This is a genomic window from Blautia sp. An81 (assembly GCF_002161285.1).
Taxonomy (GTDB): domain Bacteria; phylum Bacillota; class Clostridia; order Lachnospirales; family Lachnospiraceae; genus Blautia; species Blautia ornithocaccae.
Genome location: NZ_NFHH01000032.1, coordinates 1 through 24,757, shown reverse-complemented (window position 1 = coordinate 24,757; position 24,757 = coordinate 1). Strand labels below are relative to the sequence as shown.

Here is a 24,757-nt window from a genome sequence, read left to right as displayed (position 1 = left end):
AATCTCATTACAGTCCATACTAAAAATCTTTGTACCATTTTCAATATTATGAAAAAGAAAATATCAATCTTATAAAATTTTAGAATGACCATCATGTAGTTTTTTATCTATTAAAATTTTCTACTTACATTTTTGGCAGTAGAGAGGATAATTTTTTAATATGGTATCCTCTCTAATCCTATTACGAGTTTTATTACCATAAACAGGACATATAATCCATTGAGATTTATCCATTCTATTCACACCAGATTTCTTTTTAAAGTACAAATCCATTCCTCTATGGCTTGAGCCAGTATATATTGTTGTTGTAAAACTGCCATACCAGTAGTCGGAATATCATCATCCTCCTTTTTTAAAGCGATATTTTCTTCCAGATATGTTTTCAACACTGCCATACTGCTCTCAATATTATCCAGACATTCTTGTTGTTTTTCTCTCGTCATACTGTCCAAATTCACGATGACAGCATTAAAATCCAAAAAAATGTTGATAGGTTTACAGGATATTTCAATCATCAGCTTTTCAAATTGCTGTTTTCCTTTTTCAGTCAGAGAATAGACCGATTTCTCCGGCATTTTTCCCTCTTTTTCAGTATGACTTGAAATATATCCTTTTTCCTCTAACTGAATAACCTTTTTATAAATGGAAGGTGTACTGATCTTTACCCATTTTGAAATATTGCGGTATTCTACTAATTTTTGAATGTCATACGCACTCATTGGCTCCTTTTTTAAAATTCCCAAAACAATCAGGTCAATCGTAGCCATTTCAATTACCTCCTTTACTCTCTTGACAACTACTATAAATTATAGTAGAATACCTTTTGCGCTTCAACTACTATAATTTATAGTAGTATAATTTATTTCATTTGTCAAGTGAAAGGAGAAACACTATGGATAATCAAAACAAAAAAATGGAGTTACTGGGCAGTACTCCAATTCCAAAAGCTCTTTTAGCAATGGGTATTCCAACAATGATTGGGATGCTTATCAATGCCCTATACAATCTTGTCGATGCCTATTTTGTAGGCGGATTGGGTGAAAGTCAAATGGCAGCCATCTCGGTTGTATATCCACTCGGTCAAGTAGTTGTCGGATTAGGATTATTGTTTGGTAATGGAGCTGCTTCCTATATTTCCAGATTGTTAGGACAAAAGAACCGTGATCAAGCAAATAGAGTCGCAAGTACTGCACTATACAGCAGTCTTGTTATCGGCGCAATTATAATAGTCCTCTCAATCATTTTCTTGAAGCCCACTTTAAGGCTTTTAGGTGCAACTGAAAGTATTCTTCCCTATGCAACTACCTATGCGAGTATTTATATCGTTTCCTGCATTTTCAATGTATTCAATGTAACAATGAATAACATTGTGACGAGTGAAGGAGCAGCAAAAACGACAATGTGTGCTTTATTGTTAGGTGCTGTCCTTAACATTGGATTAGATCCGTTATTTATATACACCTTTCACTTAGGTGTTGCAGGAGCAGCAATTGCAACTGCTATTTCACAGATAATTTCTACTCTTGTATATTTATTTTATATTTTTAGGAAGAAAAGTGTTTTTCAATTCAAAATAAGGAACTGCACTTTTTCTAAGGAAGTTCTCTCGGAAATTTTTAAAATCGGCATTCCTACACTTGTATTTCAGTTATTGACCAGTATTTCTATCTCGCTAATAAACAATGCTGCAGGTAATTACAGCGATGCAGCCATAGCAGGAATGGGCGTTGTCACTCGCCTAATCTCTATGGGAAGTTTAACAATATTTGGTTTCATCAAAGGATTTCAGCCGATTGCAGGATATAGTTATGGTGCAAAGAAATTTGATCGTCTGCGTTCAGCTATCAAAACTTCTATTTTATGGTCAACCATTTTCTGTGTTGTTGTAGGCTTATTACTTACTTTGTTTTCTCCAACCATTGTTTCACAGTTTACGACTGGCAATACAGAAATGATTAACATCGGAGCCTCATCCTTAAGAATAAATGGTATTACCTTTATGTTGTTTGGATTTTATACAGTATATTCATCATTGTTCCTTGCTCTTGGCAAAGGAAAAGAGGGGTTCATTCTGGGGGCTTGTCGCCAAGGCATTTGTTTTATCCCTATTATTTTAATTTTACCGCTTGTATGGGGCTTAAACGGTATTTTATACGCACAACCGATTGCTGATGTACTTTCCGCACTCATAACGATATTTATGGCAATTCCTTTGCACAAAAATTTATCTGTCGAGGAATTGAAAATCAAAGAAACATCATGTATTTCTGAAAAATAACAAAATCAAGCATATTATTCGAAACAGAGCCGATGACCTTGTGAGATACCTCTCAGCTCATCGGCTCTGCGTCTATGCGTCCGGCTCTTTGATGACGGTTATATTTAACTCTTTAGCATTGATTAAAGTTTCCCGCTTGCATTTTGGACAAAACAATGGAAAATTCTTTAATTCTGTATCAACTCGTAACTTCAATCGAGTTTTATTCATACATAGTGGACATAATACCCAGTTTTTTTGCTTCATTTTTACTTTGCATAAAGCAGTAATTATCTTTCAGAAACACTAACTGCTTCAATCGCAACGCTGCCTCCTCTCACAATCTCAATTCTGTTAATAAATTTCTTTTTCAGTAAAACAATTAAATCATTATTCTTTTTTTCTGTTTGCGTACATTCTAAGAGAACAGTTTGCCCGTCATAATCAATAACAGAAACTCCAAAAACATTTGAAATCCTAAACAATTCTGTTATATCATTATCAGAGCAATGATTAACCTTAACAAATAAGATTTCTTTCATATGAATAGGGATATCCGTATAATCCATTACTTTAATTACTTCAACACTTCTGCTTAACTGTTTTTTAATCTGCTCAAAAGTCTTATCATCACTCGTCAGGCTAATGGTCATCCGTGATATACTTCTATCTTCGGTAGTTCCTACAGTTATGCTATCCAAGTTATAAGATTTTCCAGAAAATAGACCTGCGATACGAGCAAGTACGCCGATTTCATTTTCTACAAATAGGCATATCCATCTCTTTTTCATTTAACTTCTCCCTCACTTTCCAAAACCATATCAATTAAAGCGTTTCCGGGCGGAACAATAGGCAAAACATTCTTTTCTCTATCAATGATAAATTCAATTACAGTAGGGGCTTTTGTATTCTGCTTTGCAAACTCAAAGGCTGAATTTATTTCTTCAGATTTTGTAACTCGTATACCCTTTGCTCCATAGCTCTCTGCCAAGCTTATAAAATCAGGCGAATATTCTGGACAATCGTGTTTTGGCTGATTACATCCTATTTCACAACTCTTGCGGTAACGCATACATGTACTAGAATAACGCTTATTGTAAAACATTTCCTGCCATTGCCGCACATTCCCTAAGTACCCGTTGTTTAAAATGCAGATAATTATTGGTAATTCATAAACAACTGCTGTTGCCATTTCTTGAATATTCATCTGCATACCTCCATCGCCTGAAATAACAATAACATTTTTTTGCGGATTACCAATCTTTGCCCCGATAGCTGCTGGGAAACCATATCCCATTGTTCCTAAGCCGCCAGAGGTCAGCATCTGTTTCGTATCATTCAACTCAAGAAATTGTGTTGTCCATAATTGATTTTGCCCTACATCTGTTGTAATTACAGCATCTGAAAAAAGCTTATTTACTGCTTCAATTATCTTCTTCGGAGTTAATCCACGATCCTCCATTGTAAGAGGATATTCTTCTTTCCATTTCTGGATTTGCATTACCCACTCTGAAACAGAAAGTGGTTTTGCTCTCTCAAGTAATGCACATATCGCTTTTTTTGCGTCTGCTACGATAGGAACATCTACTACAATATTTCGAGAAATAGATGCAGCGTCAATATCAATATGAATAACCTTTGCTTTAGATGCAAATTCTTCTACTTTTCCTGTAATACGGTCATTAAATCTCGTACCTATAGAAAATAGAACATCACAATTACTAATTGCAGAATTTGCCGCATAGCTCCCATGAATACCTATATTTCCTATATAAAGATTGTGATTAGTTGGTATTGCCCCTTTTCCCATTATAGTTGTAATCACTGGAACACCTGTAACTTCTGCAAGTTGTGTCATCTCATAATTGGCATGGGCGATATTTACTCCACCACCTATCAAGAAAACTGGCTTTTGGGCATGATTTAAAATTTCCATTGCCTTATTGATCTGACCTATATGTACGGAAGTGTTGGGCTTATAACTTCTAATAGATATTTCCTTCGGGTAGAAATCACTACCGTAAGCCCTCTGAATATCTTTGGGCAAATCTACAACAACCACTCCCGGCTTTCCTGTCTTTGCAATATAAAAGGCTTTTTTAATAATTTCCGCCAAATCATCCCTTTTTCGAACTGTTACCGCATATTTACATATACTTCTTGTAATACCAACAATATCAACTTCCTGAAAAGCATCATTCCCTATCAGATGTGTCGATACCTGCCCCGTAAAGCATACTAATGGTACACTGTCATAGTTTGCGGTGGCAATCCCTGTAACAAGATTTGTTGCTCCCGGTCCGCTTGTTACAAGACATACACCCACCTTACCTGTGGAACGAGCATATCCATCCGCAGCATGTACTAATCCTTGCTCATGGCGTGGTAATATAACATCTATTTCTTTTTCACCATAAAGAGCATCAAATAAATCTATTGCCTGCCCGCCCGGATAAGCGAACAATGTTGTAACATTTTCTTCTTTTAAAGCTTTCACAAATAATTCCGCACCTGTAATTTCCATAGTGACTACCTCCTATTTTTGTATGCGTGTGCTTGCTTGCATTATATTCATTTTTTTGGTACTACCATAGGCAGTACCAATTTTTACTATTCTAACCCTTTAATAAACATTTTTACACTGTTTTTTATGTATTCATCTTTCTCTACTTTTGATAATTCATTTCCAAAGGATGCGCATAAAAAAGCATATCCAAATGCAGATGAAAAAACAGTCATTGCTAAAGCCTCAAAATCAGCTTTATGTATTTTCCCCATGTTATACATTTTTTTCAAATAATCAGTAAAAGACGACAAAAAAGCTTGAGGAACTTTCATAATAAGAGAAGCCGTTTCGTCATATAACTGTGGGGCACGCAAACCGATAGACAAATTTACAAAGTCTGGTGTCATTTTATCTAGGTATGTTCTCATATACATCTCTATATCTGCTTGCAAGTCCCATTTCACATTTTTAAAAATTTGAGGTGTGACATTCGCTCTCCATTGCACCTGATTTACACCTTGTAAAACAATATCTTTCTTATTTTTAAATTTACGAAAAAGCGTACATTCATTAACGCCCGCTGTCCTTGCAATTTCTTTTGTTGTTGTAGCAACATATCCTTTATCTCGAATTAACGCCATTGTTGCGTCGATTATTTTTTGACTTGTTTCGTCCAAAAGAACACCTCCAACGCAAGTATTCACTTGCATTTTATCAAATTTGAAATAAAAAGTCAATTCCCTGATTTCTAAGGCAAGCACAATTATCATCATTTTTCAAGCATGAATTTTGGCACCCTATAACAAGATATAACATCTCTTGTTATAGGGGATTTCATATCGTTCTATCAGAAGCCACATCTCTGTAAAATAGAATGGAGATATTTTCAGAGTACAAGGTGGTGAGCTTATGGATAAAAGGAATAATGATTTTGACTTTGATTTTACTCCGATAGGGCAGGCTATCAAAAAAGCCCGTAAAGCCAAAGGGATGACAAGAGAGCAGCTTGCCCGCATCGTGGACTATGACCCAAGACATCTGCAGGCAATCGAAAACGAGGGTCAGTATCCCGGCATGGAGCTGTTCATTCAGCTTATCACGATGTTTGATATTTCGGTTGACGAATATATACATACGGGCAGCAAGGCAGAGAAAAGCTCCGTCCGCAGGCGTGTGGACACCCTGCTTGACGGACTGGACGACAAAGAGCTTTCTGTCATTGAAGCCACGATCAACGGGCTATGTAAAGCAAAAGAGCCAGAGGAATGACCTCTGGTTTTCTTTTGCCATTCTTCTAATAGGCGGGGATACCGTAACCGTAAATGACGCTGCTGCCAATGGGATAGCTGTTCTGACGGACGGAGTCGCCGGAGTTTCCTTCTACGGTATAGACCGTACCGTTTTCCACCCGTTCCACAATGCCCACATGGTCGGTCACGCCATCGCCTTCCCAGTCGAAAAAGATGATATGACCTGCGGATGGCTCGAAGCTGCCATCCTGCCACTGACCTCTGTCCATAAACCACTGTGATCCTAAGACGCAGCCTGCGAATTTCGGGATCACGCCGGTGTCGATATAACCGCTTTCATTGGCACACCAAGATACAAAGCAGGCGCACCATTCCACCCGGCTTCCAAAACCGTACCATGACCAATAAGGCTGACCGCCCACATTGCCGACCTGCGACAAGGCAACGGACACGATTTCTCCGTCGCCGCTTGTGATGCCATACAGCACCTGCGACCATAGGGAATTATTTTCATCGGCAAGCAGCTCCGTGAGCATTTCCCTCTGTTCTTCGTCAAAACCGTATTGGTCTGCCATTTCCCATGCGGTCTTATGGGTCACTATGATATACAGATAGGTGTGCGTGACGGTAGTTTCCGTCTCCACGATATTCCCGTGACCGTCGTCACTCTCAATGACCTGCGTTTCCGTCTTGGTTTCCGTGCGGGAGCTTATCTCATTCATCTCCCAGAAAATATCTGTCAGAAGCCCCTTTTTGGTTTCGTCCATTGTCGCCACTTCCTGCGGATTGTCCGGGTCTGTGGTCGTCTTGACAGAGTAGACCGCAAGCACTTCTTTCCAGACTGCACGGCTTCCCGACATTTCAAGGGTATCATGGGGATTGCTGCTCTTGATTTCGTCAAGTCGGCTCTCATACTCGGTATTGATTTCCCGCACTACGGTCTGCATCGTCATTCCCGTGCCGGAGTCCTCCCCTGAGAAAAATATCCCAAACACTGAACTGACGAGCAGTCCAATCAGGCAGATAACAATAATGACCAAAACTGCCACCCAACCACCTGCGGCAATGGCGGCTATCAGGGCTTTCGTACCTGCGATAATCGCCTTGACCGCAGCCATAGTCGCCCGGATTGCGGCTTTTATAGCAGCCACGGTAGCCCTTGCGGTCATCCGTGCCGCCTGCGCTGCCCGCTGTGCGGTCTTGACAGATGCCCGTGCCGCTGCCTGCGAAGCCTTTGCCGCCTGCGCCGAGGTCTTGATTGCCGCTTTTGAGGTCGCCTGCGCTGTTTTTACAGTTTTCTGGGTTGTCTTGACCGTACCTTTAGCGGCGGTTTTGACCGTCTTGTTTGCTTTTCGGGCAGTCCCCTTGACCGTGCTGTTTGCCTGCTGTGCCGCTTTTCCCGTCTGGGCGGCAGGGGAAGGGGATGGCGTACCATAGCGCACCTGTGCGCCTGCCTGCTTGCCTGACACCGCTTTTTCCGCCCTGCGCTGCCTGAAATCGGCAATCTTGTCCTTTGCCTTTATGATATTTTCCTTCGTCTCCCGGACACCCTTTCGTCCCTGCTTATCAAACTGGTGGATGCCTTCTTTCGTGACACGCTCGGCAGAGGACGAGAGACGGTTTCCCGCATATTCGGACGGGGAGCTTTCCTCGGAAAAATAACCTTCTTCCGCTTTTTCCTTTGTCTTGGCGTAAGCAGATTTCATTCGCTCGGACGCAACCGCCGCCTTATCCAGTGTCTTTATCGTGCCTTTGACCGCATCTCTGGTCTTAATATCAGCCATACAAAACCTCCTTTCCCAGAAGTTTTGCGGTCAGGTCATTTCAGGAGCTTTGCCACTACCACAAGCCTGCCATTGGCGGCAGAGTATTCGCAGGTGGAGAGTGTGATGAGCTTATCCCCGTATTCTGCGGTCACACCCGTATCGTAAAGGGCAAGTCCCCTGCATGTTTCCACATAGGCGTTAAATTCTTCCTCACTTTCCGCATGGACAAAATCATAGTAGCGGAAGCCCTCGGAGCTGTACGCCACGGTCTTAAATACCGCCACGATTTCATATTCGCCCTGCTGTGTGAGGGTGTCAAAATGGATCGTCTTGTGTTCCTCGTAAAAACTCTTGGACTTGTAATCTTCCAACGCCCCAAACATACGGTTTCCGCTGATATGGTGTCCGTAAATGATAAGGTTGTCGCTCGTCAATAGGTCGCAATCCTCCTGAATATACGGAGTGCCTAAATCACTGTATTCTTTTTCAAAGTTCCGCTTGAGGTAATAGTTCGGATTATCCTTTGTCTGCATCACGGGGTAATTGATAGTCGTCCCGTCAATGGAAATCCAACCGACCATATCCTCATTTTGTAGATACAGCTCCTTATACTTTGCCAGAACATCCTCGCCCTCACTGACAGGGACATCCTCCGGCACTGGCTCATCATCGGGAGCCTGCTCCACAGTCTCTGCTATTTCCTCAAAAGCCTCCGTCTGTTCATCGAGCTGTGCGTAATGGTCATAAATGTGGTAGACGCTGAAAGCCGCCAGACCTAAAAGGCAGGCGGCGGCAACAGCACAGATTACAGATTTATATTTCTTCATATAGGCTCATTCCTCCTATCTCGCATAGTCCTTATTCTGCTTCGGCGTGGGCAAATCCCGGCAGTATTCGGGATACCTGACCTTGATGCCCTCCATAAAATAGGGAGCAAACTCGCAGCAGAATAAATCTTCCGGGGTAAAACTCTTTTCCCGTCCTTCCTCCACATAGTTATTCCAGAGGTTAAAGGCAAGGTGGCAGACCTTGACCGTTCCGCTTGTCTGCCAACCTCCATGCATCCCCTCCGGCACAATACAATCGTTCTTAAAATCAAACATCCGGTTGATGTTGTTCCTCGTTTCCCCGGCAATTCCCATGACATAGAAAAATGCCCGGTGATAACAGTCGTTGACCCTGCATTTCATCATATTTTCCAGAAAGAAATCCTGATGCTCCGCAGAGCGAAAGCGAATGTTAGACATGTTCAAATACCTCCTTAATCCGTTTTTGAGCCACCGCAAAATACTCACGGTCAATCTCTGCGCCTAAATAGTCCCTGCTGTTTCTCAGGGCAGCCAGTGCGGTGCTGCCCGTCCCCATAAAACCGTCAAAGACGAGTTCTCTTGGCGTACTGGAAATCTGTATCAGCCACGACAAAAACTCCACATTCTTTACGGTTGGATGGTAAATCCCGTTTTGCTTCTGCCAGATGGCATGATAGGTCGCCTTTGGATATTCCGCCCCAAACCAGCAGGCAGGAAACCTTGTCTTATACCGCTTGCTCGGCTTCCTGCCTTTATGGAACTGTGTGCCTTCCTTATAGCGGTTTTCCAATAGCTGCGTCTGCTGAAATACCCGCCGCCCTTTCTGGCAGAAAATAATCCACTCGGCGTTGTTGGCAAAACTGCCTTTCAGGTCGCCAATGCCGCCGACTGTCCCTTTTTCCACCACCAGACAATTCTTTACCGTAAAGCCTGCTTTTTGCAGGCAGTCGAAATGATAGGGATAGCAGTCAAACCGGGTAAAAAAATAGGCGTGGGAATTGTCCCGCAAAATGCGGTAGCTTTCCCACGCAAAGCGTTCATAGTCTATCCCGCAGTCCCCGTCCAGTCGCTTATGGGGCTGTCTGGCAAAATGGTTTTGATAAGAGATGCCATAGGGCGGATCGGTCAGGATCAGCGACACAAAGCTATCCGGGATATGCGCCATCAGTTCCATACAGTCCGTGCAGTAAATCTGATTGCGCAGGTCAAAAAACTCTGTTTCCCGTCCGTTCTCCACCACCTTAGACCTCTCCAAACTTGGTCGTCATCAGCTTGTAAAGCTCTGTATTGCGTGGGAACTTATTGACAAACGGGACAAGGGAACTTCCCACTTTCAAAAGCCCCTGACCTGCGCCCACATTCGTGATATAGCCCATCTGCAGGTCGGAGATATTCAGGAGCTTGGCAAGCTCCAGTCTGTCCGTGGACGCCTGATTGAGCATGATAATAAACTCACTATTGGCAAGCATCGTCCGTGCTGTGTGGCTCTGGAGCAGGTCGTCCACATTCTGGGTAATACCCGTACAGTAAGCTCCGTATTTACGCACACGCTTCCAGAGGGTAAAAAGGAAGTTTGCCGAGTATTCGTGCTGAAACAGTAGATAAATCTCGTCAATGAAAATAAAGGTGTTCCTGCCTTTTGCCCGGTTCATCGTGATACGGTTTAAGATACTGTCAAGGACAACAAGCATACCGATCGGCTGTAACTGTTTGCCTAAGTCCAGAATGTCATAGCAGATCAGGCGGCTGTGGGTGTCCACATTGGTCAGCTTGGCAAAGGTGTTCAGAGAGCCATCCGTAAACAGCTCAATGGCAAGAGCGATTTCCTGTGCCTCCGGCTCATTCTGTTTTAAGAGTTCCTCACGGAAGTCCTGCAGGGTGGGCGGCGTCCCCTGATAGTTGCCCTGCTGATAATGGCGGTACACTGTGGCAGTACAGCGGTCAATCAGGGATTTCTGCTTTGCTCCCAGACTTGCGCCGCCGATGAGCTGCTCACAGAGGGATAAAATAAACTCGGATTTCAGGATAACGGGGTTTGCACCATCTCCATAATCCGAGTTCATATCCATAGCGTTGATGTGGTTGTCGCTTGTGGCGGAGATATGGATAACCTCTCCCTGCATCGCCTTTACAAGCGGGGAATATTCCCGTTCCGGGTCAATGATAATCACATCCGCATTGGGGTCTGTGAGGATAATGTTCGTCATTTCCTCTTTTGCTGTAAAGGACTTACCTGCTCCTGATACGCCGAGGATAAAGGAGTTGCCATTGAGCAGGTGGCGGCGGTTAGCGATAATCATATTTTTGCTGATAACATTCTGCCCGTAATACACACCGTCCTTGTGGTAGATTTCCTGCACACGGAAGGGGATAAACACCGCAAGGCTCTCCGTGGTCAGGGTACGCATAGCGTCAATCTTGCGCACACCAAAGGGGAGCGCAGTGTTCAGCCCGTCCATCTGCTGATATTTCAACACCGCAAACTGGCACAGGTGCTTTCTGGCAGTCGTGAGCAGGGCTTCCGTATCATTATCAAGCTGTTCTTTGCTGTCAGCGGTATGCACCATCGTAATGACAGCGAACATCATCCTCTGGTCACGGGTCGTCAGATCGTCCAGAAATTCCTTGCTTTCTTTGCGCTGCTGCTCAAGGTCATAGGGTATGACCGCTGAAAAGTTGTTGTTCTGGTTTTGCTTCCGCTGCCAGTTCGTGATATTCGTCTCTACGCCGAGCAGACGGTTTTCCACCTCCCTGACCGCTTCGTCTGTGGGAACGGGGACAACATCAATGGAAAGCATCATATTCCGATTTAACTCGCAAAGCTCGGACACCATACTGTCCTTGATATAGGCGGCATACTCCCGCAGAAAGATGACACGCCCGTATCGGTCGCCCATTTTGAAATAGTCGCTTTCAAATTCAAAGGTATCGGGGCAGATAAAATCCTTGAAATCGTGACCTTTCCGCATACTTTGTACCATGTCAAAGGTAAAGGCGGTTTCCTCGCCTGTGCGGTAGAAGTCGTGGAAGATGCGCAGCCTTTCGCCTGCGTCAAGCTCCGTGCATTTTGAGCCGAGCCTTGAGAAATGCCCGATCAGGTCTGCGCCCACACGGGCAAAGTAGTTTCTCGCTTCCTCAAGGTTTTTCTTGGAGACGGAAATGGTCACATACTTATCCTGCACAATGGAGTTTGCCCCCGTTGCCTTGTCGAGCAGCATCTTGTTGTACTCCTTGCGGTATTTATCCAGACCGTCCTCCGCCATCGGGATTAGGATGGTCTGCTCAAAATCCACTTTGTTGAGCCTGCGGCTATTGATTGTAATTTTCGTGGTAGCTCCACTGTCGAGAGCGTTGAGAAGCTCCGAGTATTCCAGAAACATTGCTTCTTTGTCGTCCCTGCTCGCCACAGCGTAATTGATGTCCTCGAACTTGAATGTCTTAGCGTACTTGTTCTTGCCAACAAGAAAAATACCGTCCTCCCAGATAGTTTTGATGGGTATGACGGTCTGTACGGATTTGGGAACGACAAATTTTTCCTTGTCCTGCTTGAACAGCGTCCTTAAAGTTTTCATCAGCGTTTACCTCCCTGCTTTTTGGATTTTTTCGTCTGGGCTTTGTGTTTCCTGCGGATACCCATAGCCTCCCTTTCGTGGTCTTGGATTGTTTCTTTTAGGGCTTCGTAATAGAGATTATCAGGAGAAAAGAGCAGTCTTTTGGGGATCAGAAACTCCGATTTAATCCATGCCCATAAAAACTGCTCTGCGGTCATCCCGTTATATTTGACAAAGCCGATCAGGGCAAAGGGAGCTGCCCCTAAGATACACATCCAGCTCAGTGTTTCCGTGCCAAAGTGGGGACGGAGTAGAAAATACAAGCCTACCGCCACGCCACAGGCAAGGACAGAAAAAATGAACTGCCGCAGCGACAGTCCAAAAAACATCGACTCCGTATAGTTACGGATTTCTTTATTTATCTTGACTTCCAATCCATAAACACCTCCCTACCGTTCCATATCCTTATGACTTTTTGTCCGGTCAGCTTTCGAGTCATAAAGTGTCATCACATCCATACCAGAATAGCCAACCTCTTTTTTCAATTTTTCTTCCGTGATGCCATTTTTCTTACAATATCCGAGATATTTTTGCATCCCGTTCTCATGTTCAATATATCCGTTATGCCACGCCCCGATGGTGTACCATACATTCAGATGGCTGTCCATTGACATGCCTGCAATCTCATATCCTGTTTCCAGATACTCAAACAAGTCACGGTCAAAGTTAAAGCCCCAGAGGTCAATTTCCTCCCTGTCTGCACACGGAAAGAACTGAATTGCATCATCCTCATACATGGCTACGGCAATAATATCCTCCGCACATGGATTTCTCCCTTTAGCAAGCACATACGCAAGCTCATAATTTTCATCCTGCCCTAACTCTCTGTATTCCTGATACCCTTTTGTCCGTTTCATGGCTCTTTCAGATGACCGCCACATTTTTTCTTTACTTAACTTCATCTGTCAACCTCACTTTCAAAGTTTACAAGCCCATCATTTCTCGGACAACACGGTCTGCCATTTTGACCGCCCCGACTAAGACGAGCATATTAAATACTAACTCCCCGATATAGCTCCATACCATCGACACCGCCGCAGCGTCCGGGTCAACCGCAGGCGGAGAAGCCGCAAAGAGGGAGAAGATGATACAGCCAAGCACGATAATCGCCCCTTCAAGGCAGACAGCGGCATAGGACTTGATAAAGCTCTTGCCCACATTCTGGCTCGGCTCTCCCGCAAAGGTGGAGAGGGGGACGGGAGCAATTGCGGTATAAAGGTATAAGCGAAAAAACCGCCCGTAAACCGACATGATCATGATAAATGACAACACCGTCACGAAAAGTCCGCCGATCAGCGTGACCGCCCATAAAGGGATGCTCTCAAAAAAGCCGCAGTCCTCGATAGCGTCTACGATTTCCTGCGGCAAGACGGTTTCACTTGCCGAGCCAAAGCCTGCGGCGTTCATTATTGTCGAGATAAGTCCCTGCACGATCGTAAAGAGTGCCATCATCAGCTCCAAGCCATAGGTCACGACGCCTTTGGCAAGAGCGAAACGGATAAATAACTTTACAGCGTGTTCCGGCTTCCTGACCTCGTCAAAGCTGCCGCAGGTCTTGACCACGCCAACCACAAAGAACAGCACTAAAAGCGCAAGCCCGATTGCCTGCACCGCACCGTGGATGTCCACGATGACGCTCCATATCGTACCGCCCTTAAATTCCTCCGGGGACTGTGTGATGAGCTGCCAGATTTCTGCCAGTTTCTCATTCCAAGTATTTAGGGCGTTCTGTAAATTCTGTACGACCCAGTTATCAGACACATAAACCACCTCCCGTTGTCTCTGGTCTGCTGTTTATTGCAACATCACATACGACTTCATCTCCCCAAGTGTCCCATCCGTCGGCTTTCTCACGGGCAAACAGCTCCAACCGTGACAGCTCTCCCATAAGCTCGACGATTTTTTCTCTGGCTTCACTGGGTTTCTGGCTGTGCTGACGCAGAGGGCTGATGATAAGCTGATGGACTCGGTTTGATTGTCTGCGGGGCTTTCCTCTTGTGGCAAGCAGACAGAGTTCAGCGTTTCCTCTTGTCCAGAAGCCCAGACCGAAAAACCATCCTTTCCCGCTTTTATTCTGTTTCAGCCAGACAAAAGCGACAGTCTTATATTGAAAGTCCCACGCCTTAATTACCTGCAACGCTTCCTGCAACTGCGGGAAAGTCGCCCACAGGAACAGTACACAGTCATCCGCAGCCACCGACGCCACATCGAGCTGACAGATTTCCTCCACGCTCATCGTGCTGTAATGGTGTTCCGCAGCCCCGGAAAGGTTTTTCTGCTGATACCGCCACGGTGGGTCAGCATAGATGATGCCATATTTCTTCTGCGTTTCGATAAAATAACCACCTCCTGAATGGGGAAAGGGGAACGGGAGCAGACAGACATAACCTGCTCCCGCATCCTTTCTCCCCGTTAAATCTGTGCTACCTTAGCCTGCAATCAGGGTCAGGATTTCCTTAGCGAATGTGATGATGACGCCGCCCGCAAGGGTCAGAAAACCGTTCGCCCTCTGGGACGGGTCGTGGGATTTCAAGCTCAGACCAATCTGGACGATACCAAAGCCGAGCAAAATCATACCGATTGCCCTAATCAAACCAAAGATAAAATCGGAAAGATTGTTGACGACGGTAAGCGGGTCACTGGCGGCAAAGGCGGTGGTGGTAAAGCAGGTCATACAAAGCACAGCCGCCACATAGACCGCAAACGCTTTCCTGCTCTTTCTGCCCATCGGCAGTTTCCCGGTTTCCTTGTTCTCATTGCGCTTGAAAATTCTCATAGATAAATCCTCCTTTAGATGTTGAATAGTTCTTCCAAGTCCTCCTCGGACAGAAGCTCATAGGATGTGCTGACTTCCTCCAGTTTCACAGCGTCCTCTGGTATCTCACTGTCAAATACAATGGTCGCCACAGCCTTTGTCGGCTCTCCGTGGAGATAAGGCGGTTGACCGCCATCCGTTGTCAGCTTCACATTGGGGTGCTTTAGGATGTCATATTTCAAGTCCATCACGGGTCGCTCCCCACGGATAAAAAGGAGCGCATATCGGTTATCGAGCATCCGTACCTCAGAAGCGTCCAGAAGCTCACGCCCTGAAATCTGGTAGTTGGTCGAGTAGCTCCCGCTGCGCCCCTCGCTTTTCCCGTAAGTGTTCGTGTCGATAGTTTCCTTGCCTAAAAGCTCAGATACATATTTGTGGGTGCTTTGCTCATTGCCGCCCAAATATAAGAAGCTGTCGCAATTACCCACAATGCTTTCCCATTGCTTTTCAAACAGTGCCTTGAGCTGCGCCATGTTCTGCAGGATGATAGATACGGACACGCCTCTTGAACGCATAACGCTCAAAATTTTGTCAAAGTCGTCCGGCAGCGAAACATTGGCAAATTCGTCCATGATGAAATGGCAGTGGACGGGCAGGCTTCCCCCATACTTGTGGTCGGCAAGATAGAAAAGCTGTTGGAAAAGCTGCGTGTATAAAATCGACACAAGGAAGTTAAAACTCGTATCGTTGTCGGGTATCAAAGCGAACAGAGCCACTTGTTTCTCTCCCAGAGAGGGCAGGTCAAGATCATCCGTGGCGGTAAGCCCCGCAAGGCTCTCCAGATTAAACTTTTCAAGCCTTGCGGCAAGGGTGATCTGGATGCTCTTTAAGGTCTTAGCCGAGCCTGAGTGATAGTCCCGGTAGTATTTCAGTGCGATATGCTCCGGGTTTACCATCTCCAGACGGTCAAACAGCTCATCAAGGGGACTGACATAGCTGTCGTCGTCCTCCCGTACTTCTCCTGCCCGCAAAAGCTCCATGACCATCGGGAAATTCTGCTCGTCCGGGGGCGCTTCGTATTTCAGATAAAAAATCAGGGACAGGAGCAACATACTCGCCGCTGTATCCCAGAACGGGTCTTGGGACTGGCTGCCCTTTGGCGTGGTCGCTTTGAAAAGGTTGGTCACTAAACGCTGCACATCATTGTCGTCCCGCAGGTAGACAAAGGGATTGTAACAATGGCTGCGGTGCATATTGATCAGGTCAAGGACACGCACCTCGTACCCTTTCTTTTCAAGCAGCCCGCCCACATCCCGCACGATTTCCCCTTTGGGGTCTAAGATGACCATTGAGGTTTCAGCGTCACACTGCATGGCGTTAATCTTACAGTAGAAGCGGGTCTTTCCCGCACCGCTTCCTCCGCAGACTAAGACATTTAAATTCCTGCGGTGTTTTCTTCCGTCCAGACCGATACGGACAGTCTGGGTCAGCAGCTTATTTGAAGAAAAGTTCTTGTCGGCGTATTTCTTGTTCAGCGTTTTGGCGTCGCCCCATTTTGCTGAACCGTGTTCCTCCCGCCTGCGGTAGTTCCTCCGTGTGGAGAAGTAGATGCCGATGCCCATTGCATAAGCGAGCAAAAAAATAAGGACAGTCTTTACACTGTCCTCACATACCGTTATGGAAAACGGGCTTTGCATCGCTATGGGAAAATTCCGTATGACCTCTACCAGACCGCCGCCCACAAAAGGGGCTGTGAGCAGGGCGATCCACACAACAGGCAGGATACCGCAGGCGGCAAGGATGACGCCCGCTTTCTGGTTATCGTTCCTCATTGCACCTGCACGGGACGACCCTGACCTTTTTGGTCGGGGCGTGTGCCACCTTGCTGATCAGCTCATCCACAGGGTCGGTGGGGCGTTCCTCCTGTATCTGCTGTGTCCGCAGGGTGTTCAAGGCATTGATGACGATATTCTTATCATATCGGTCAAGAGTCAGGTGGTATCGTTCCTCTTTCATAGGCAGTCCCTCCTTTACCTTGCCTGCTCTTTTTCTCTGGCGGGCTTGTTCTTCTCAAGGCTCTTATACATTTCCGTCTGGATTTCGCACATCACATCACGCATCCCGCCAAGCTCCGCCTTAAAGTCCTGCGTTTCCATTTGCGCATACTCGCCGGGAAGCCTGCTAAAGTCAAAACCTCTGGTATCCACGCCATAGCGGGAAGCGGTCATATACGCCACACAGTAGGATTTAAAATTAGAGCTGTCCCGGCTCTCGTTGTGCTTGAAATCAAAGATCGCCGCCGCTGTCTCCTGCGCCATGCCCACGAACAGCTCCTGCTCGGAAAGTCCCCTGCGGACAAAGGTAGCTTCCTGCGTACTGTCATAAAAAACGGGCAGCTCAAGGTCGTCAACGGGGACAAAGGGAACGGGGCTTGCATCCACCAGAGCCGCCACAAGCTCCCGCATGGATTTTGCGTCCTGCTCCTGACCTCTGCCTGCCGCCGAGGTCTGGGAAATGTCATAGACTTCTTTCGGATTGTAGCCTTTTGCCTTTGCGCCATCTTTGCGGGTATATTCCTGCCCCGGCTCAAGGATGATGACCTTCTGGGCATCCTTGTTCAAATAGACACGATTGGCTTTCCACGCCGCTTTTTCCTTAAGCTGCGTGGCTTCCGGCATCTGGGCGGATACCAGAATGGCGTTATTGACAGAATAGCGGTCAAAACGCCCCTGCACTTCCAGATAGCTGCGGAAAGCGTCGCCACCGGAAGCCATCTCAAGGCAGGTATTATCAATCAGCTCATAGGCTTCCTTTCTCTGTGCCTGTTTCTGTGCCGCCCATTCCGCTTTGTCAAAGGGCTTGCTGCCGCTGAACACATCATAAATACTCATTATCTTGCTCCTTTCGATTTTTTTGTTTTCCTGCGCTTCGGGGGCTGCTTATGCTCCGTCTTTCTGGTGGAAGGCTTTGCGTTTTCGGAACGCCCGCTTTGCTCCGGCGCAGGGTTTTTCTCTTTTTCCTTTTCCTGCGCCTTCCGGCTCTCCCTGATCTGGCGCAGTTCCCCACGGACAGAAGGCTTATCCGCCCGCTTAGTAATCCCCTCTGCGGTATTGCCTCGCTGCTCTGAGGTAGGCTCGGACAGAGGGGATTTTTCTGTCTTTGCCACCGAGGGGTTTGGGGCGTTTTCCTCCTTCTGGATAGGCTTACCCATCAGCTCGTCGAGCAGCTTGTCTTTTCCCGCTTTCTCCGGCGTTGTCACTTCCGGCTCCGCCGGGGCGGTCTTTGTCTCTTTGGATTTCTCCGCTTCGTTCACGATAGAAGCAGTATCCACCGCCGCAAGGTCAAAGCGTTCCTTGATACGGTTGATTTTCGATGCGTCCTCCGCACGGGCAATCACATCCACCTCCGCATTGGGGTCTTTGTTCTGTCGGTCAGTAAGGACGCAGTAGAGGACACCGTATTTCTTGGCTTCCTGCGTAAACTTTTTCAAATCGCTCTGCTTGACCGTGAACACTTTCAGCTCCTTGCCGGAACGGAGCATATTCGTGAGCCTTGCTTTCCCTTTGGTCTTTTTTTCTTCTTTCAGGATAGCGTAAAGCAGGACAGCGATATTCTTTGCGCCTGCGCCCGTGATTTTGGCAGCGACCTCAAATCCCTCCAAGCTCATCCTCACGATTTGTTCTGCTGCGTCGCCGCTTGTGTTCATCTGCCACCAACTCCTTTCTTTGCTGTTCTTCGTCTGCCCGTATGGTCGATAACTTTTCTTTCAGGACACCGCTTCGGGCTTCGATGCCCCCGCACAGCCTGACCTCCTTTCGGATGATTTTTAACCTCTCTGTGATTTGGGAGATCTGAGCCTTAACCGCTTCTTTTTCTGCCCCGGCTGATTTGCGGGAGAGGGAATAAAGCCCCTTGCGCTTTTCGGTCAGCTCAGCCCGTTCCGTCTCCAGAGAGCCTTTATATGACAAAAGCTGCTCCGCTGTATCAATGTGATGTCGGCAGAGCAGCCTTGTTTCCTGCGCAATGGCATCCATCTTCAAAAGGTCGTCCTTTAAAAGATAATGAAGCCTTGCGTAATTCTGTTTTCGTTTCGGCAGGATACCGAGCTTGTAGCAGTAATGGAGATACAGCCCACGCAAGCCGCCGATCTTCTTTGCGTCTTTTAATGAGCCACGGACATGCAGCACCCGGACGGTCTTATCCGCTTTCGCAAAGGGAGCGAACTTGACCGCATAAGAATTTTCGTTGATACGCTCCATGATGCGCTCGTTGGTATAATCCTCTCCGAGCCGGTACAGCCGCTTGGGGCGTTTCCATCCTTTCCCCATAATCGTCCAGTATTTGTGATTAGGGTCAAAGCTGCATCGGTAGCCCATTTCCGCCATCTGTCTGTCAAAGTCCCTGAGTGTAAAAGACTTGGAGATGGCTTCGTCCACCGCCTGCCTCGCCAGTGTGTCCCGTGTGGGAAGTCCCTGCTTTTCCGCTTGGTAGAGGGCATAGGGCTTTTTCCTCCCACTTGGATGCTCGATAACAGAGAGGGAATATTCCCGGCACAGCTCGTCGGAACGCTTGCGCAGCAACCGCAGGTTGGCTTTGTTGTCGTGATAATGCTTTCCGTCCACAAAAGAAACGGAGTTGACAACAAAGTGGTTATGCAGGCACTCGGTATTTAAGTGGGTCGCCACCACCACCTGAAATCTGTCGCCCCACATTTTCTCGGCTAACTTTACGCCAACCTCATGGGCTACCTCCGGCGTGACCTCCCCGTGCTTGAAGCTCTGAAAACCGTGATAGCAGACAATCTCACTTTCATCGTTCCACTGCTGCTTGGCAATCATCATTTCGTCTCTGGCATAAGCCGGGTCACAGTTGACGCCCGTGACAAAATACCGCTTTTCCGTCTTATATTGATTGGTAGCGTATTCCATCACATCCACCAGAGCCTGCATCTCCGTTTCCGTGTACTTGGGGTTGATTGTCTTTTCCGGGTTCTCGGCATAGTCTATCGGGTGGTCGAGCCTGCCACGCACATCCCATATCTCACACACCGCCATTATCCTGATCCCCGTTTCGGGAGCAGATAAGCTTTGCGCACATCCGTCTGGAACTGCCGCCACCTTGCCGCTTCCTCCTGAAGCATTGGGGTGTCGATATAATCAAGGGCATTGGCTTTGGCGGCAAGCTGATTGATACGGTTGCCGATGGCGGACAGCTCCCGCAGGATTTTATAAAACTCAGGGTCAGGCTTCTCGCAGAGCCGATAGCCTTTGACCATCGCACGGAGCAGGGCTTCTTTGGAATATCCCGACTTGCGCACAAGGTCATAGAGATATTCCGCTTCTTCCTCAGTCATCCTAAAAAGGATCTGGACATTTCGTTTCCGCATCCTCCACCTACTTTCTGTTGTCGGCAAGTCTGTTGATCTGCAAACAGCACATCAGGGCAACGCCAAACAGTGCGCCGCCCATAAAAGCTAAAAATTCACTCATCCTTTTTCTTCCTTTCTTCTTAAAGAGGGGTTTCAGGGGCATCCCCCTGACAAGCGAATTTGGTATCCGTCGCCGGATGGATAACCAAATTCAGTGCTTGGTAAGACATATCAATCTTCGCACTCGTCCTCACACATACACTCTCCACATACGGGACAGAAGTACGGGCAGTCCGAGCAGTCATCATACGCAGAACAGCCGTCCTCGTCGGGACACTCGTCCTTGTCGGGCTTTTCTTCATCAGCGGCAAGGATGGCAGCATCTCCGCCGATAAAATCCTCGTCAGTGAACTGGATGATATCAGTATCAAAAAGGACGGTTTCGATTTTTTCCTTTGCCTGCTCCGGGGTATCGGCATAGACGGAAACGGTCTTTTCATAGTGTGCGGTTAAGGTAACATCATACTTGTTCATTGCATTTGCCTCGCTTTCATATTTTGATTTTTACAGTTTAGGACAGGGTTTCAGGGCTGCGTTTTCAGTAGACAATCAACGGGCATCCCTCCTTTCACGGGCATTGTTCTGTCTGGAAATCCCCAGATAGGACAACAAAAAATCGTTGAAGTCCTTGCCGACGGGCGGCGGGTCATCAACGATTTCATAGTCATTTCCGAGCAGTTCTTTCAAAGTCTTGGTACAGAGCCTGCCCGTTTTGTCATTGTCCAGATGCAGGTAAATGGTCTTGATGTGCGGGTTTTTCTCAAGGAAAGTGGAGAGGGCAATGGGGACTTTGCTGTCTTTAATCTCTTTCTTTGGCTGATACACGCCCGATAAAGAGAGCAGGTTTTCCGCTTTGTAGTCCTTTTCCTCGCACTTGAGAAAAGTGGCATAGGACAGCAGATCAATAGCTGCTTCAAACAGATGTACCGACTGGCAAGGCTCCCTTGCAAGCAGGCGGAAGGAATACCGCTTGTCGCTTCCCGATGCGTCCCCTTTAAAAGTGCTGCTCCCTAAGCCACGGTAGGCGGCATACTTTGGCGTCCCGGTTTCGTCCTTCCCGACAAAAACAGCATTGTGGTAACGCCCGCTGCTCTCAAAAATCAGCCCGTCCGCAATGCACTCCTGAATAATCTGGTAGTCAATGCCACGCCCAAAAAGATACTGTGTTACCCGGCTGCTGTCCTGATATTTTGGCGGCAGGAGCAGCACCTTTGGCTCATCTTTTTCTGCCTTTGGCGGTGGCGGCGTCCAGTCTGACAGTTCTTTCCCCGTGAGGATTTCCACCGCTTCCATAAAGGAGTAGTCCCTGACTTTTATCAGATAGTCAAGGGCAGAGTAGCCGCCAATGCCCTGCGACCACCAAAACCATTTGCCATTGGAGATTTTCAGGCTGTCGTGGTCAACGGTACAGTACACATTTGTCGTACCTTTGACCTTTTGGAGATTATCCGACTCAAACCTTCTCAGATAAGTGAGCAGATCGATCTGCCTTATCCTTTCAAGCTCGTCCGGGTCAATCTGCACATAGGGTCGTCTGGTTCTCATGCAATCTTTTTACCTCCCTTTAAATAGAAAAAGCCGAGGGATTTTCGCAGTGAAAACCTCTCGGCTATGTAAAAATGATATTCAGTTTTTATGGCAATTTGGCTTACAAGCTGTAAGCTATTTATCTCGACAACTTAGGATTTATCTATTCTTCTACATCCCATTTAGGATTATAAATACCTGCATATTGATCATAACTTTTTTCTGCACGATTATCTAATAATATTATCCTATATAATCCTTCTTTAGTAGGTTCGATAGTATTTGAAGGATAAAAGTACATATAAAGGTAATAAGATTTCTCTGTCGTTTCTATGCTATATAATGCTCGTGATTCTATAGAATGTTTACCTTTATCAAAATGAGCATCTTCCGTATAACTGACAGGTTTCACATTTGTAAGAGAACCTTTATATTCATTAACTGTATACTCAAATCCCTCCTCAAAATCTGTGCATTTTTCCAAGGCTTCTTCAGAAAATAGATTTTTTAATTTATCATGGTTGTTTTCTTCAATCGAAGAGATAATCGCACTACATAATTCATCTGTTTTATCATCTGATGAACTTTGAGGATTTATTATACTACAACCACAAAGGAGTACCGTAAGACCTGCAACTATAACTGCAAAAGATACTATTCTTTTCAAACCTTCCACCCCTCACAAATTCCAATTTTCTGCTCTACAACTTAGGATTTATAAATCAAGTTTCATATATATGGAATTATCCATAGGACTATCATTATAACTGCTTATTTCATAAAAGCCATATTTTTTATACATATGTATTGCACTTCTCAAAAAAGGGAGTGTATCTAATAGCATGTGCGAATATCCAATTTTTTTCGCATCATCTATGATTTTCTCAACTAACAGATTACCTATTTTTCGCCCTCTAAACTGAGGTCTTACATAAAGACGCTTCATTTCACAATTTTGACTATCAATTTTTCTTAGACCTATACAACCAGCTAATTTCTCATCACAATAAACCAAATATAATCTTCCATCAGGCAAACCGTATTTGTTCTCCAAATGTTCCATTTCTTCGCTATAATTTTGAATTTCTAAATATTTTTGGAAAGAACTATCGTTTTCAATTAGCGTATCTGTATATTCTGTAAATAGTTTACTTACTTCTTCAGCTCGATTATAAGCATATACTATTTTTATTCCCACAACCATTTGTCCTCCTACAAAAATTCCAGTTTGTCTCTCTGATTATACCACATCCAAACGCCCAATTCTATTAAAGAGCTTTAAAATATCTGTGATCAGGAGATAATATTTCCCACTCTATGTAAATCAGGCGGCATCAGCACCCACGCCAACGCCGCCTTTTTCTCGGTCAGTCCGTTATAAAATCCCTGCCTTTTTCAAATATCCGACGCCATCATAGCAGCCCCGGAAGTACACCGTCTGCATTTCTATATCTGTCAGCTTATTTTTCAGCTCCAATACTTCAATGAGAGCCTGACATTCTTCCCCCGTCAAATCCGACGCTTTTTCCGTGTCAAAGACCGCAAGTACCCTCGGATACTGCTCATAGATGGCTTGTATCTTGTCCCAGATGGCACGGTAGTCCTCATTATCCTTTGGCAGTTTCCCTATGACTGAACTTAGATATTCTTCAAAGATATTGCTATGCACATCAACAAATGTTTCAAATCTGAAAGCATCCGACATCCTTTCCACCTCCGATTGTTCTTTCCTTCCTTATTATACTGCCCAGATTTTCACATGACAAATGTGCAAACAGCAAAATCAGCGGACACGGGCAGGGCTTCTTTTTTCGGGCTGTTCCTCGCTTTGCTCCGGCTCTGCGTCCATAATGGTTGTATCTTTTTCGTCCAAATTCAGCTCGATATTCAGGGCATTGAGCCTTTCCGCCTTTTCTTTCAGCTCCGCTTCATAGGGGAAAGGCTTGGCAAATTCAGCTTTGGCGTTCTCGATCTGCTCCAGTGTCTCCGCCTTTTTTGTCTTGGCGGCGTCCAGTCTGGCAGGGAACTTGGCAATCTCATTTTCTATTCGGGTCAGATTTCCCAGAGCGTCCGTGCCTAATGAAACGGTATGCTTCATCTTTCCGCATAAGTTTAGGCAGTAGTGGGCGTTTAGAGTATCATAGTAGACCTCCATACGAAAGCCCCGGTAGCTGCCGATCTCCACGGGTGCGGACAGCGGATTTTCCTTGCACACTGCAAGGAGCATCTCGCCTGCGTCCGCTTTCTCAGTGTAGACCACGCCTTTCAGCGTCATCGGGCAGAACTTTTCCTCGCCTGCCGCCTGATGCTGCTCGGCAAGTTTCACATCCTGCAAATATCCCTCGATATATTCCTCATATTCTTTGACCTGCTTCGGATAGTATTTCAGTATCTTGTCCTCAAGGTCGTAATGCTCGGAAAGGTAGCTCTGTTTCAGCACTTTCAGCTTGGACACCTGAATATCTAAGTCCATTTTTTCCTTAAAACGCTCATCGCCAGTGGCAAGCATCTTGACCTCTGCAAAGGATAACGCCACCTCGTCCACATCCTCGGCGGAGCGCACAGGGCTTTTGCTCGTCATAACCTGAGCAATAAATTTCTGTTTGGACTCCACCAACTGATAGAGGTATGCGTCAAAGGTCTGCTCCGTCACATAACGGTAAACCTCCACCTCCGGGAACATATTGCCTTGTCTTTCGATGCGCCCCTGTCGCTGTTCAAGGTCAGAGGGACGGTCGAGTAGGTCAGCGGTATTACTACCGCCTTCCCCTCTAAGAACCGTGCGTGAGAGTTTCCCCTCACACGGCTCAAGCAATTCAAAGCATCTACCAATATAGATGCCGGCTAG

General features: G+C 46.1%; 30 protein-coding genes and 2 pseudogenes. 2 read left to right on the top strand and 30 right to left on the bottom strand.

Annotated features, from left to right (window positions below):
• Positions 1-123: 123 nt before the first annotated feature.
• Positions 124-234: pseudogene (locus B5G33_RS18485) on the bottom strand (cysteine-rich KTR domain-containing protein); the annotation flags it as partial.
• Positions 235-239: 5 nt separating this feature from the next.
• Positions 240-767, bottom strand: coding sequence for a PadR family transcriptional regulator (locus tag B5G33_RS18480; RefSeq protein ID WP_087418702.1), 528 nt, complete (start codon positions 765-767; stop codon positions 240-242).
• A 125-nt stretch (positions 768-892) separates the two neighbouring features.
• Between B5G33_RS18480 and B5G33_RS18475 the strand changes: the two genes are divergently transcribed.
• Positions 893-2,278, top strand: a complete 1,386-nt coding sequence (locus B5G33_RS18475) for an MATE family efflux transporter (protein ID WP_087418701.1) — start codon at positions 893-895, stop codon at positions 2,276-2,278.
• 72 nt (positions 2,279-2,350) lie between these two features.
• On the opposite strand, the gene B5G33_RS18470 is transcribed toward B5G33_RS18475, so the two are convergent.
• The 4 genes from B5G33_RS18470 to B5G33_RS18455 all read right to left on the bottom strand — a co-directional run bounded on the left by B5G33_RS18470 (position 2,351) and on the right by B5G33_RS18455 (position 5,440).
• On the bottom strand, positions 2,351-2,524 hold the full coding sequence (locus B5G33_RS18470; protein ID WP_087418700.1) for a cysteine-rich KTR domain-containing protein: 174 nt from the start codon (positions 2,522-2,524) through the stop codon (positions 2,351-2,353).
• Positions 2,525-2,547: 23 nt separating this feature from the next.
• A complete protein-coding gene (gene ilvN, locus B5G33_RS18465) occupies positions 2,548-3,048 on the bottom strand; it encodes an acetolactate synthase small subunit (RefSeq protein WP_087418699.1) in 501 nt (166 codons plus the stop codon).
• Positions 3,045-4,781, bottom strand: coding sequence for a biosynthetic-type acetolactate synthase large subunit (gene ilvB / locus B5G33_RS18460; RefSeq protein WP_087418698.1), 1,737 nt, complete (start codon positions 4,779-4,781; stop codon positions 3,045-3,047). Before ilvB ends, ilvN begins: the two co-directional genes overlap by 4 nt.
• An 86-nt stretch (positions 4,782-4,867) precedes the next feature.
• On the bottom strand, positions 4,868-5,440 hold the full coding sequence (locus tag B5G33_RS18455; RefSeq protein ID WP_087418721.1) for a TetR/AcrR family transcriptional regulator: 573 nt from the start codon (positions 5,438-5,440) through the stop codon (positions 4,868-4,870).
• Positions 5,441-5,672: 232 nt separating this feature from the next.
• On the opposite strand from B5G33_RS18455, the gene B5G33_RS18450 reads away from it, so the two are divergent.
• The gene (locus tag B5G33_RS18450; RefSeq protein WP_087418697.1) at positions 5,673-6,032 is read left to right on the top strand and encodes a helix-turn-helix transcriptional regulator; all 360 of its coding nucleotides are present in this window, start codon (positions 5,673-5,675) and stop codon (positions 6,030-6,032) included.
• A 25-nt stretch (positions 6,033-6,057) separates the two neighbouring features.
• Here B5G33_RS18450 and B5G33_RS18445 read toward each other — a convergent pair whose 3' ends face one another.
• From B5G33_RS18445 to B5G33_RS18335, 24 genes and pseudogenes are all read right to left on the bottom strand, one after another.
• Positions 6,058-7,797 carry a CHAP domain-containing protein gene (locus tag B5G33_RS18445; RefSeq protein ID WP_087418696.1) on the bottom strand — a complete coding sequence of 580 codons (1,740 nt, stop codon included), beginning with the start codon at positions 7,795-7,797 and terminating at the stop codon, positions 6,058-6,060.
• Between the two features lie 35 nt (positions 7,798-7,832).
• Positions 7,833-8,606 (bottom strand): class B sortase, encoded by a 774-nt coding sequence (gene srtB, locus B5G33_RS18440; protein WP_087418695.1) that lies wholly within the window; start codon positions 8,604-8,606, stop codon positions 7,833-7,835.
• Positions 8,607-8,621: 15 nt separating this feature from the next.
• The gene (locus B5G33_RS18435; protein ID WP_087418694.1) at positions 8,622-9,026 is read right to left on the bottom strand and encodes a DUF6075 family protein; all 405 of its coding nucleotides are present in this window, start codon (positions 9,024-9,026) and stop codon (positions 8,622-8,624) included.
• Positions 9,019-9,828, bottom strand: a complete 810-nt coding sequence (locus B5G33_RS18430) for a DNA-methyltransferase (RefSeq protein ID WP_242974767.1) — start codon at positions 9,826-9,828, stop codon at positions 9,019-9,021. Before B5G33_RS18430 ends, B5G33_RS18435 begins: the two co-directional genes overlap by 8 nt.
• 1 nt (position 9,829) lies before the next feature.
• The gene (locus B5G33_RS18425; protein WP_087418693.1) at positions 9,830-12,163 is read right to left on the bottom strand and encodes a VirB4-like conjugal transfer ATPase, CD1110 family; all 2,334 of its coding nucleotides are present in this window, start codon (positions 12,161-12,163) and stop codon (positions 9,830-9,832) included.
• Positions 12,160-12,573: a PrgI family protein gene (locus B5G33_RS18420; RefSeq protein WP_087418692.1), complete on the bottom strand. Its 414-nt coding sequence runs from the start codon at positions 12,571-12,573 to the stop codon at positions 12,160-12,162. The genes B5G33_RS18425 and B5G33_RS18420 overlap by 4 nt, the downstream gene beginning before the upstream one ends.
• A gap of 15 nt (positions 12,574-12,588) precedes the next feature.
• Positions 12,589-13,101: a hypothetical protein gene (locus B5G33_RS18415; protein ID WP_087418691.1), complete on the bottom strand. Its 513-nt coding sequence runs from the start codon at positions 13,099-13,101 to the stop codon at positions 12,589-12,591.
• Between the two features lie 22 nt (positions 13,102-13,123).
• On the bottom strand, positions 13,124-13,960 hold the full coding sequence (locus B5G33_RS18410; RefSeq protein WP_087418690.1) for a hypothetical protein: 837 nt from the start codon (positions 13,958-13,960) through the stop codon (positions 13,124-13,126).
• Positions 13,953-14,510, bottom strand: coding sequence for an MT-A70 family methyltransferase (locus tag B5G33_RS18405; protein ID WP_242974769.1), 558 nt, complete (start codon positions 14,508-14,510; stop codon positions 13,953-13,955). The genes B5G33_RS18410 and B5G33_RS18405 overlap by 8 nt, the downstream gene beginning before the upstream one ends.
• Entirely contained in the window at positions 14,432-14,599 is a 168-nt protein-coding gene (locus B5G33_RS22115) for a hypothetical protein (protein ID WP_242974766.1), read from the bottom strand. Before B5G33_RS22115 ends, B5G33_RS18405 begins: the two co-directional genes overlap by 79 nt.
• Before the next feature lie 28 nt (positions 14,600-14,627).
• Positions 14,628-14,975 (bottom strand): glutamyl-tRNA amidotransferase, encoded by a 348-nt coding sequence (locus tag B5G33_RS18400; RefSeq protein WP_087418688.1) that lies wholly within the window; start codon positions 14,973-14,975, stop codon positions 14,628-14,630.
• A 14-nt stretch (positions 14,976-14,989) separates the two neighbouring features.
• Positions 14,990-16,786, bottom strand: a complete 1,797-nt coding sequence (locus tag B5G33_RS18395) for a VirD4-like conjugal transfer protein, CD1115 family (RefSeq protein WP_087418687.1) — start codon at positions 16,784-16,786, stop codon at positions 14,990-14,992.
• A complete protein-coding gene (locus B5G33_RS18390; protein WP_087418686.1) occupies positions 16,773-16,970 on the bottom strand; it encodes a hypothetical protein in 198 nt (65 codons plus the stop codon). Before B5G33_RS18390 ends, B5G33_RS18395 begins: the two co-directional genes overlap by 14 nt.
• A 14-nt stretch (positions 16,971-16,984) precedes the next feature.
• A complete protein-coding gene (locus tag B5G33_RS18385; protein WP_087418685.1) occupies positions 16,985-17,845 on the bottom strand; it encodes a hypothetical protein in 861 nt (286 codons plus the stop codon).
• Complete coding sequence (locus B5G33_RS18380) at positions 17,845-18,660, bottom strand: PcfB family protein (RefSeq protein WP_087418684.1); 816 nt, start codon at positions 18,658-18,660, stop codon at positions 17,845-17,847. The genes B5G33_RS18385 and B5G33_RS18380 overlap by 1 nt, the downstream gene beginning before the upstream one ends.
• The gene (locus B5G33_RS18375) at positions 18,602-20,008 is read right to left on the bottom strand and encodes a relaxase/mobilization nuclease domain-containing protein (protein WP_087418683.1); all 1,407 of its coding nucleotides are present in this window, start codon (positions 20,006-20,008) and stop codon (positions 18,602-18,604) included. The genes B5G33_RS18380 and B5G33_RS18375 overlap by 59 nt, the downstream gene beginning before the upstream one ends.
• Positions 20,008-20,340, bottom strand: coding sequence for a plasmid mobilization protein (locus B5G33_RS18370; protein ID WP_087418682.1), 333 nt, complete (start codon positions 20,338-20,340; stop codon positions 20,008-20,010). Before B5G33_RS18370 ends, B5G33_RS18375 begins: the two co-directional genes overlap by 1 nt.
• 7 nt (positions 20,341-20,347) lie before the next feature.
• Positions 20,348-20,443 carry a DUF3789 domain-containing protein gene (locus B5G33_RS18365; RefSeq protein WP_143276559.1) on the bottom strand — a complete coding sequence of 32 codons (96 nt, stop codon included), beginning with the start codon at positions 20,441-20,443 and terminating at the stop codon, positions 20,348-20,350.
• A 110-nt stretch (positions 20,444-20,553) separates the two neighbouring features.
• Positions 20,554-20,856, bottom strand: coding sequence for a hypothetical protein (locus B5G33_RS18360; protein ID WP_087418680.1), 303 nt, complete (start codon positions 20,854-20,856; stop codon positions 20,554-20,556).
• Positions 20,857-20,931: 75 nt separating this feature from the next.
• On the bottom strand, positions 20,932-21,927 hold the full coding sequence (locus tag B5G33_RS18355) for a DUF3991 and TOPRIM domain-containing protein (RefSeq protein ID WP_087418679.1): 996 nt from the start codon (positions 21,925-21,927) through the stop codon (positions 20,932-20,934).
• Between the two features lie 145 nt (positions 21,928-22,072).
• Complete coding sequence (locus B5G33_RS18350; protein ID WP_158229654.1) at positions 22,073-22,576, bottom strand: DUF5104 domain-containing protein; 504 nt, start codon at positions 22,574-22,576, stop codon at positions 22,073-22,075.
• Positions 22,577-22,624: 48 nt separating this feature from the next.
• Positions 22,625-23,113, bottom strand: a complete 489-nt coding sequence (locus B5G33_RS18345; protein ID WP_334293397.1) for a GNAT family N-acetyltransferase — start codon at positions 23,111-23,113, stop codon at positions 22,625-22,627.
• Positions 23,114-23,284: 171 nt separating this feature from the next.
• Entirely contained in the window at positions 23,285-23,614 is a 330-nt protein-coding gene (locus B5G33_RS18340; protein WP_087418677.1) for a DUF6664 family protein, read from the bottom strand.
• A 78-nt stretch (positions 23,615-23,692) separates the two neighbouring features.
• Positions 23,693-24,757: pseudogene (locus tag B5G33_RS18335) on the bottom strand (hypothetical protein); the annotation flags it as partial.

Bases quoted from the DNA above. Each gene is read 5' to 3' on its own strand.
- B5G33_RS18415 (WP_087418691.1), bottom strand. From the start codon at position 13,101: ATGAAGTTAAGTAAAGAAAAAATGTGGCGGTCATCTGAAAGAGCCATG.
- B5G33_RS18385 (WP_087418685.1), bottom strand. From the start codon at position 17,845: ATGAGTATTTATGATGTGTTCAGCGGCAGCAAGCCCTTTGACAAAGCG.
- B5G33_RS18445 (WP_087418696.1), bottom strand. From the start codon at position 7,797: ATGGCTGATATTAAGACCAGAGATGCGGTCAAAGGCACGATAAAGACA.
- ilvN (WP_087418699.1), bottom strand. From the start codon at position 3,048: ATGAAAAAGAGATGGATATGCCTATTTGTAGAAAATGAAATCGGCGTA.
- B5G33_RS18375 (WP_087418683.1), bottom strand. From the start codon at position 20,008: ATGGCGGTGTGTGAGATATGGGATGTGCGTGGCAGGCTCGACCACCCG.
- B5G33_RS18395 (WP_087418687.1), bottom strand. From the start codon at position 16,786: ATGAGGAACGATAACCAGAAAGCGGGCGTCATCCTTGCCGCCTGCGGT.
- B5G33_RS18345 (WP_334293397.1), bottom strand. From the start codon at position 23,113: ATGGTTGTGGGAATAAAAATAGTATATGCTTATAATCGAGCTGAAGAA.
- B5G33_RS18365 (WP_143276559.1), bottom strand. From the start codon at position 20,443: ATGAGTGAATTTTTAGCTTTTATGGGCGGCGCACTGTTTGGCGTTGCC.
- B5G33_RS22115 (WP_242974766.1), bottom strand. From the start codon at position 14,599: ATGCGGGAGCAGGTTATGTCTGTCTGCTCCCGTTCCCCTTTCCCCATT.
- srtB (WP_087418695.1), bottom strand. From the start codon at position 8,606: ATGAAGAAATATAAATCTGTAATCTGTGCTGTTGCCGCCGCCTGCCTT.
- B5G33_RS18470 (WP_087418700.1), bottom strand. From the start codon at position 2,524: ATGAAGCAAAAAAACTGGGTATTATGTCCACTATGTATGAATAAAACT.
- B5G33_RS18380 (WP_087418684.1), bottom strand. From the start codon at position 18,660: ATGAACACAAGCGGCGACGCAGCAGAACAAATCGTGAGGATGAGCTTG.
- B5G33_RS18475 (WP_087418701.1), top strand. From the start codon at position 893: ATGGATAATCAAAACAAAAAAATGGAGTTACTGGGCAGTACTCCAATT.
- B5G33_RS18360 (WP_087418680.1), bottom strand. From the start codon at position 20,856: ATGAACAAGTATGATGTTACCTTAACCGCACACTATGAAAAGACCGTT.
- B5G33_RS18435 (WP_087418694.1), bottom strand. From the start codon at position 9,026: ATGTCTAACATTCGCTTTCGCTCTGCGGAGCATCAGGATTTCTTTCTG.
- B5G33_RS18450 (WP_087418697.1), top strand. From the start codon at position 5,673: ATGGATAAAAGGAATAATGATTTTGACTTTGATTTTACTCCGATAGGG.
- B5G33_RS18340 (WP_087418677.1), bottom strand. From the start codon at position 23,614: ATGTCGGATGCTTTCAGATTTGAAACATTTGTTGATGTGCATAGCAAT.
- B5G33_RS18480 (WP_087418702.1), bottom strand. From the start codon at position 767: ATGGCTACGATTGACCTGATTGTTTTGGGAATTTTAAAAAAGGAGCCA.
- B5G33_RS18390 (WP_087418686.1), bottom strand. From the start codon at position 16,970: ATGAAAGAGGAACGATACCACCTGACTCTTGACCGATATGATAAGAAT.
- B5G33_RS18355 (WP_087418679.1), bottom strand. From the start codon at position 21,927: ATGAGAACCAGACGACCCTATGTGCAGATTGACCCGGACGAGCTTGAA.
- B5G33_RS18400 (WP_087418688.1), bottom strand. From the start codon at position 14,975: ATGAGAATTTTCAAGCGCAATGAGAACAAGGAAACCGGGAAACTGCCG.
- ilvB (WP_087418698.1), bottom strand. From the start codon at position 4,781: ATGGAAATTACAGGTGCGGAATTATTTGTGAAAGCTTTAAAAGAAGAA.
- B5G33_RS18370 (WP_087418682.1), bottom strand. From the start codon at position 20,340: ATGCGGAAACGAAATGTCCAGATCCTTTTTAGGATGACTGAGGAAGAA.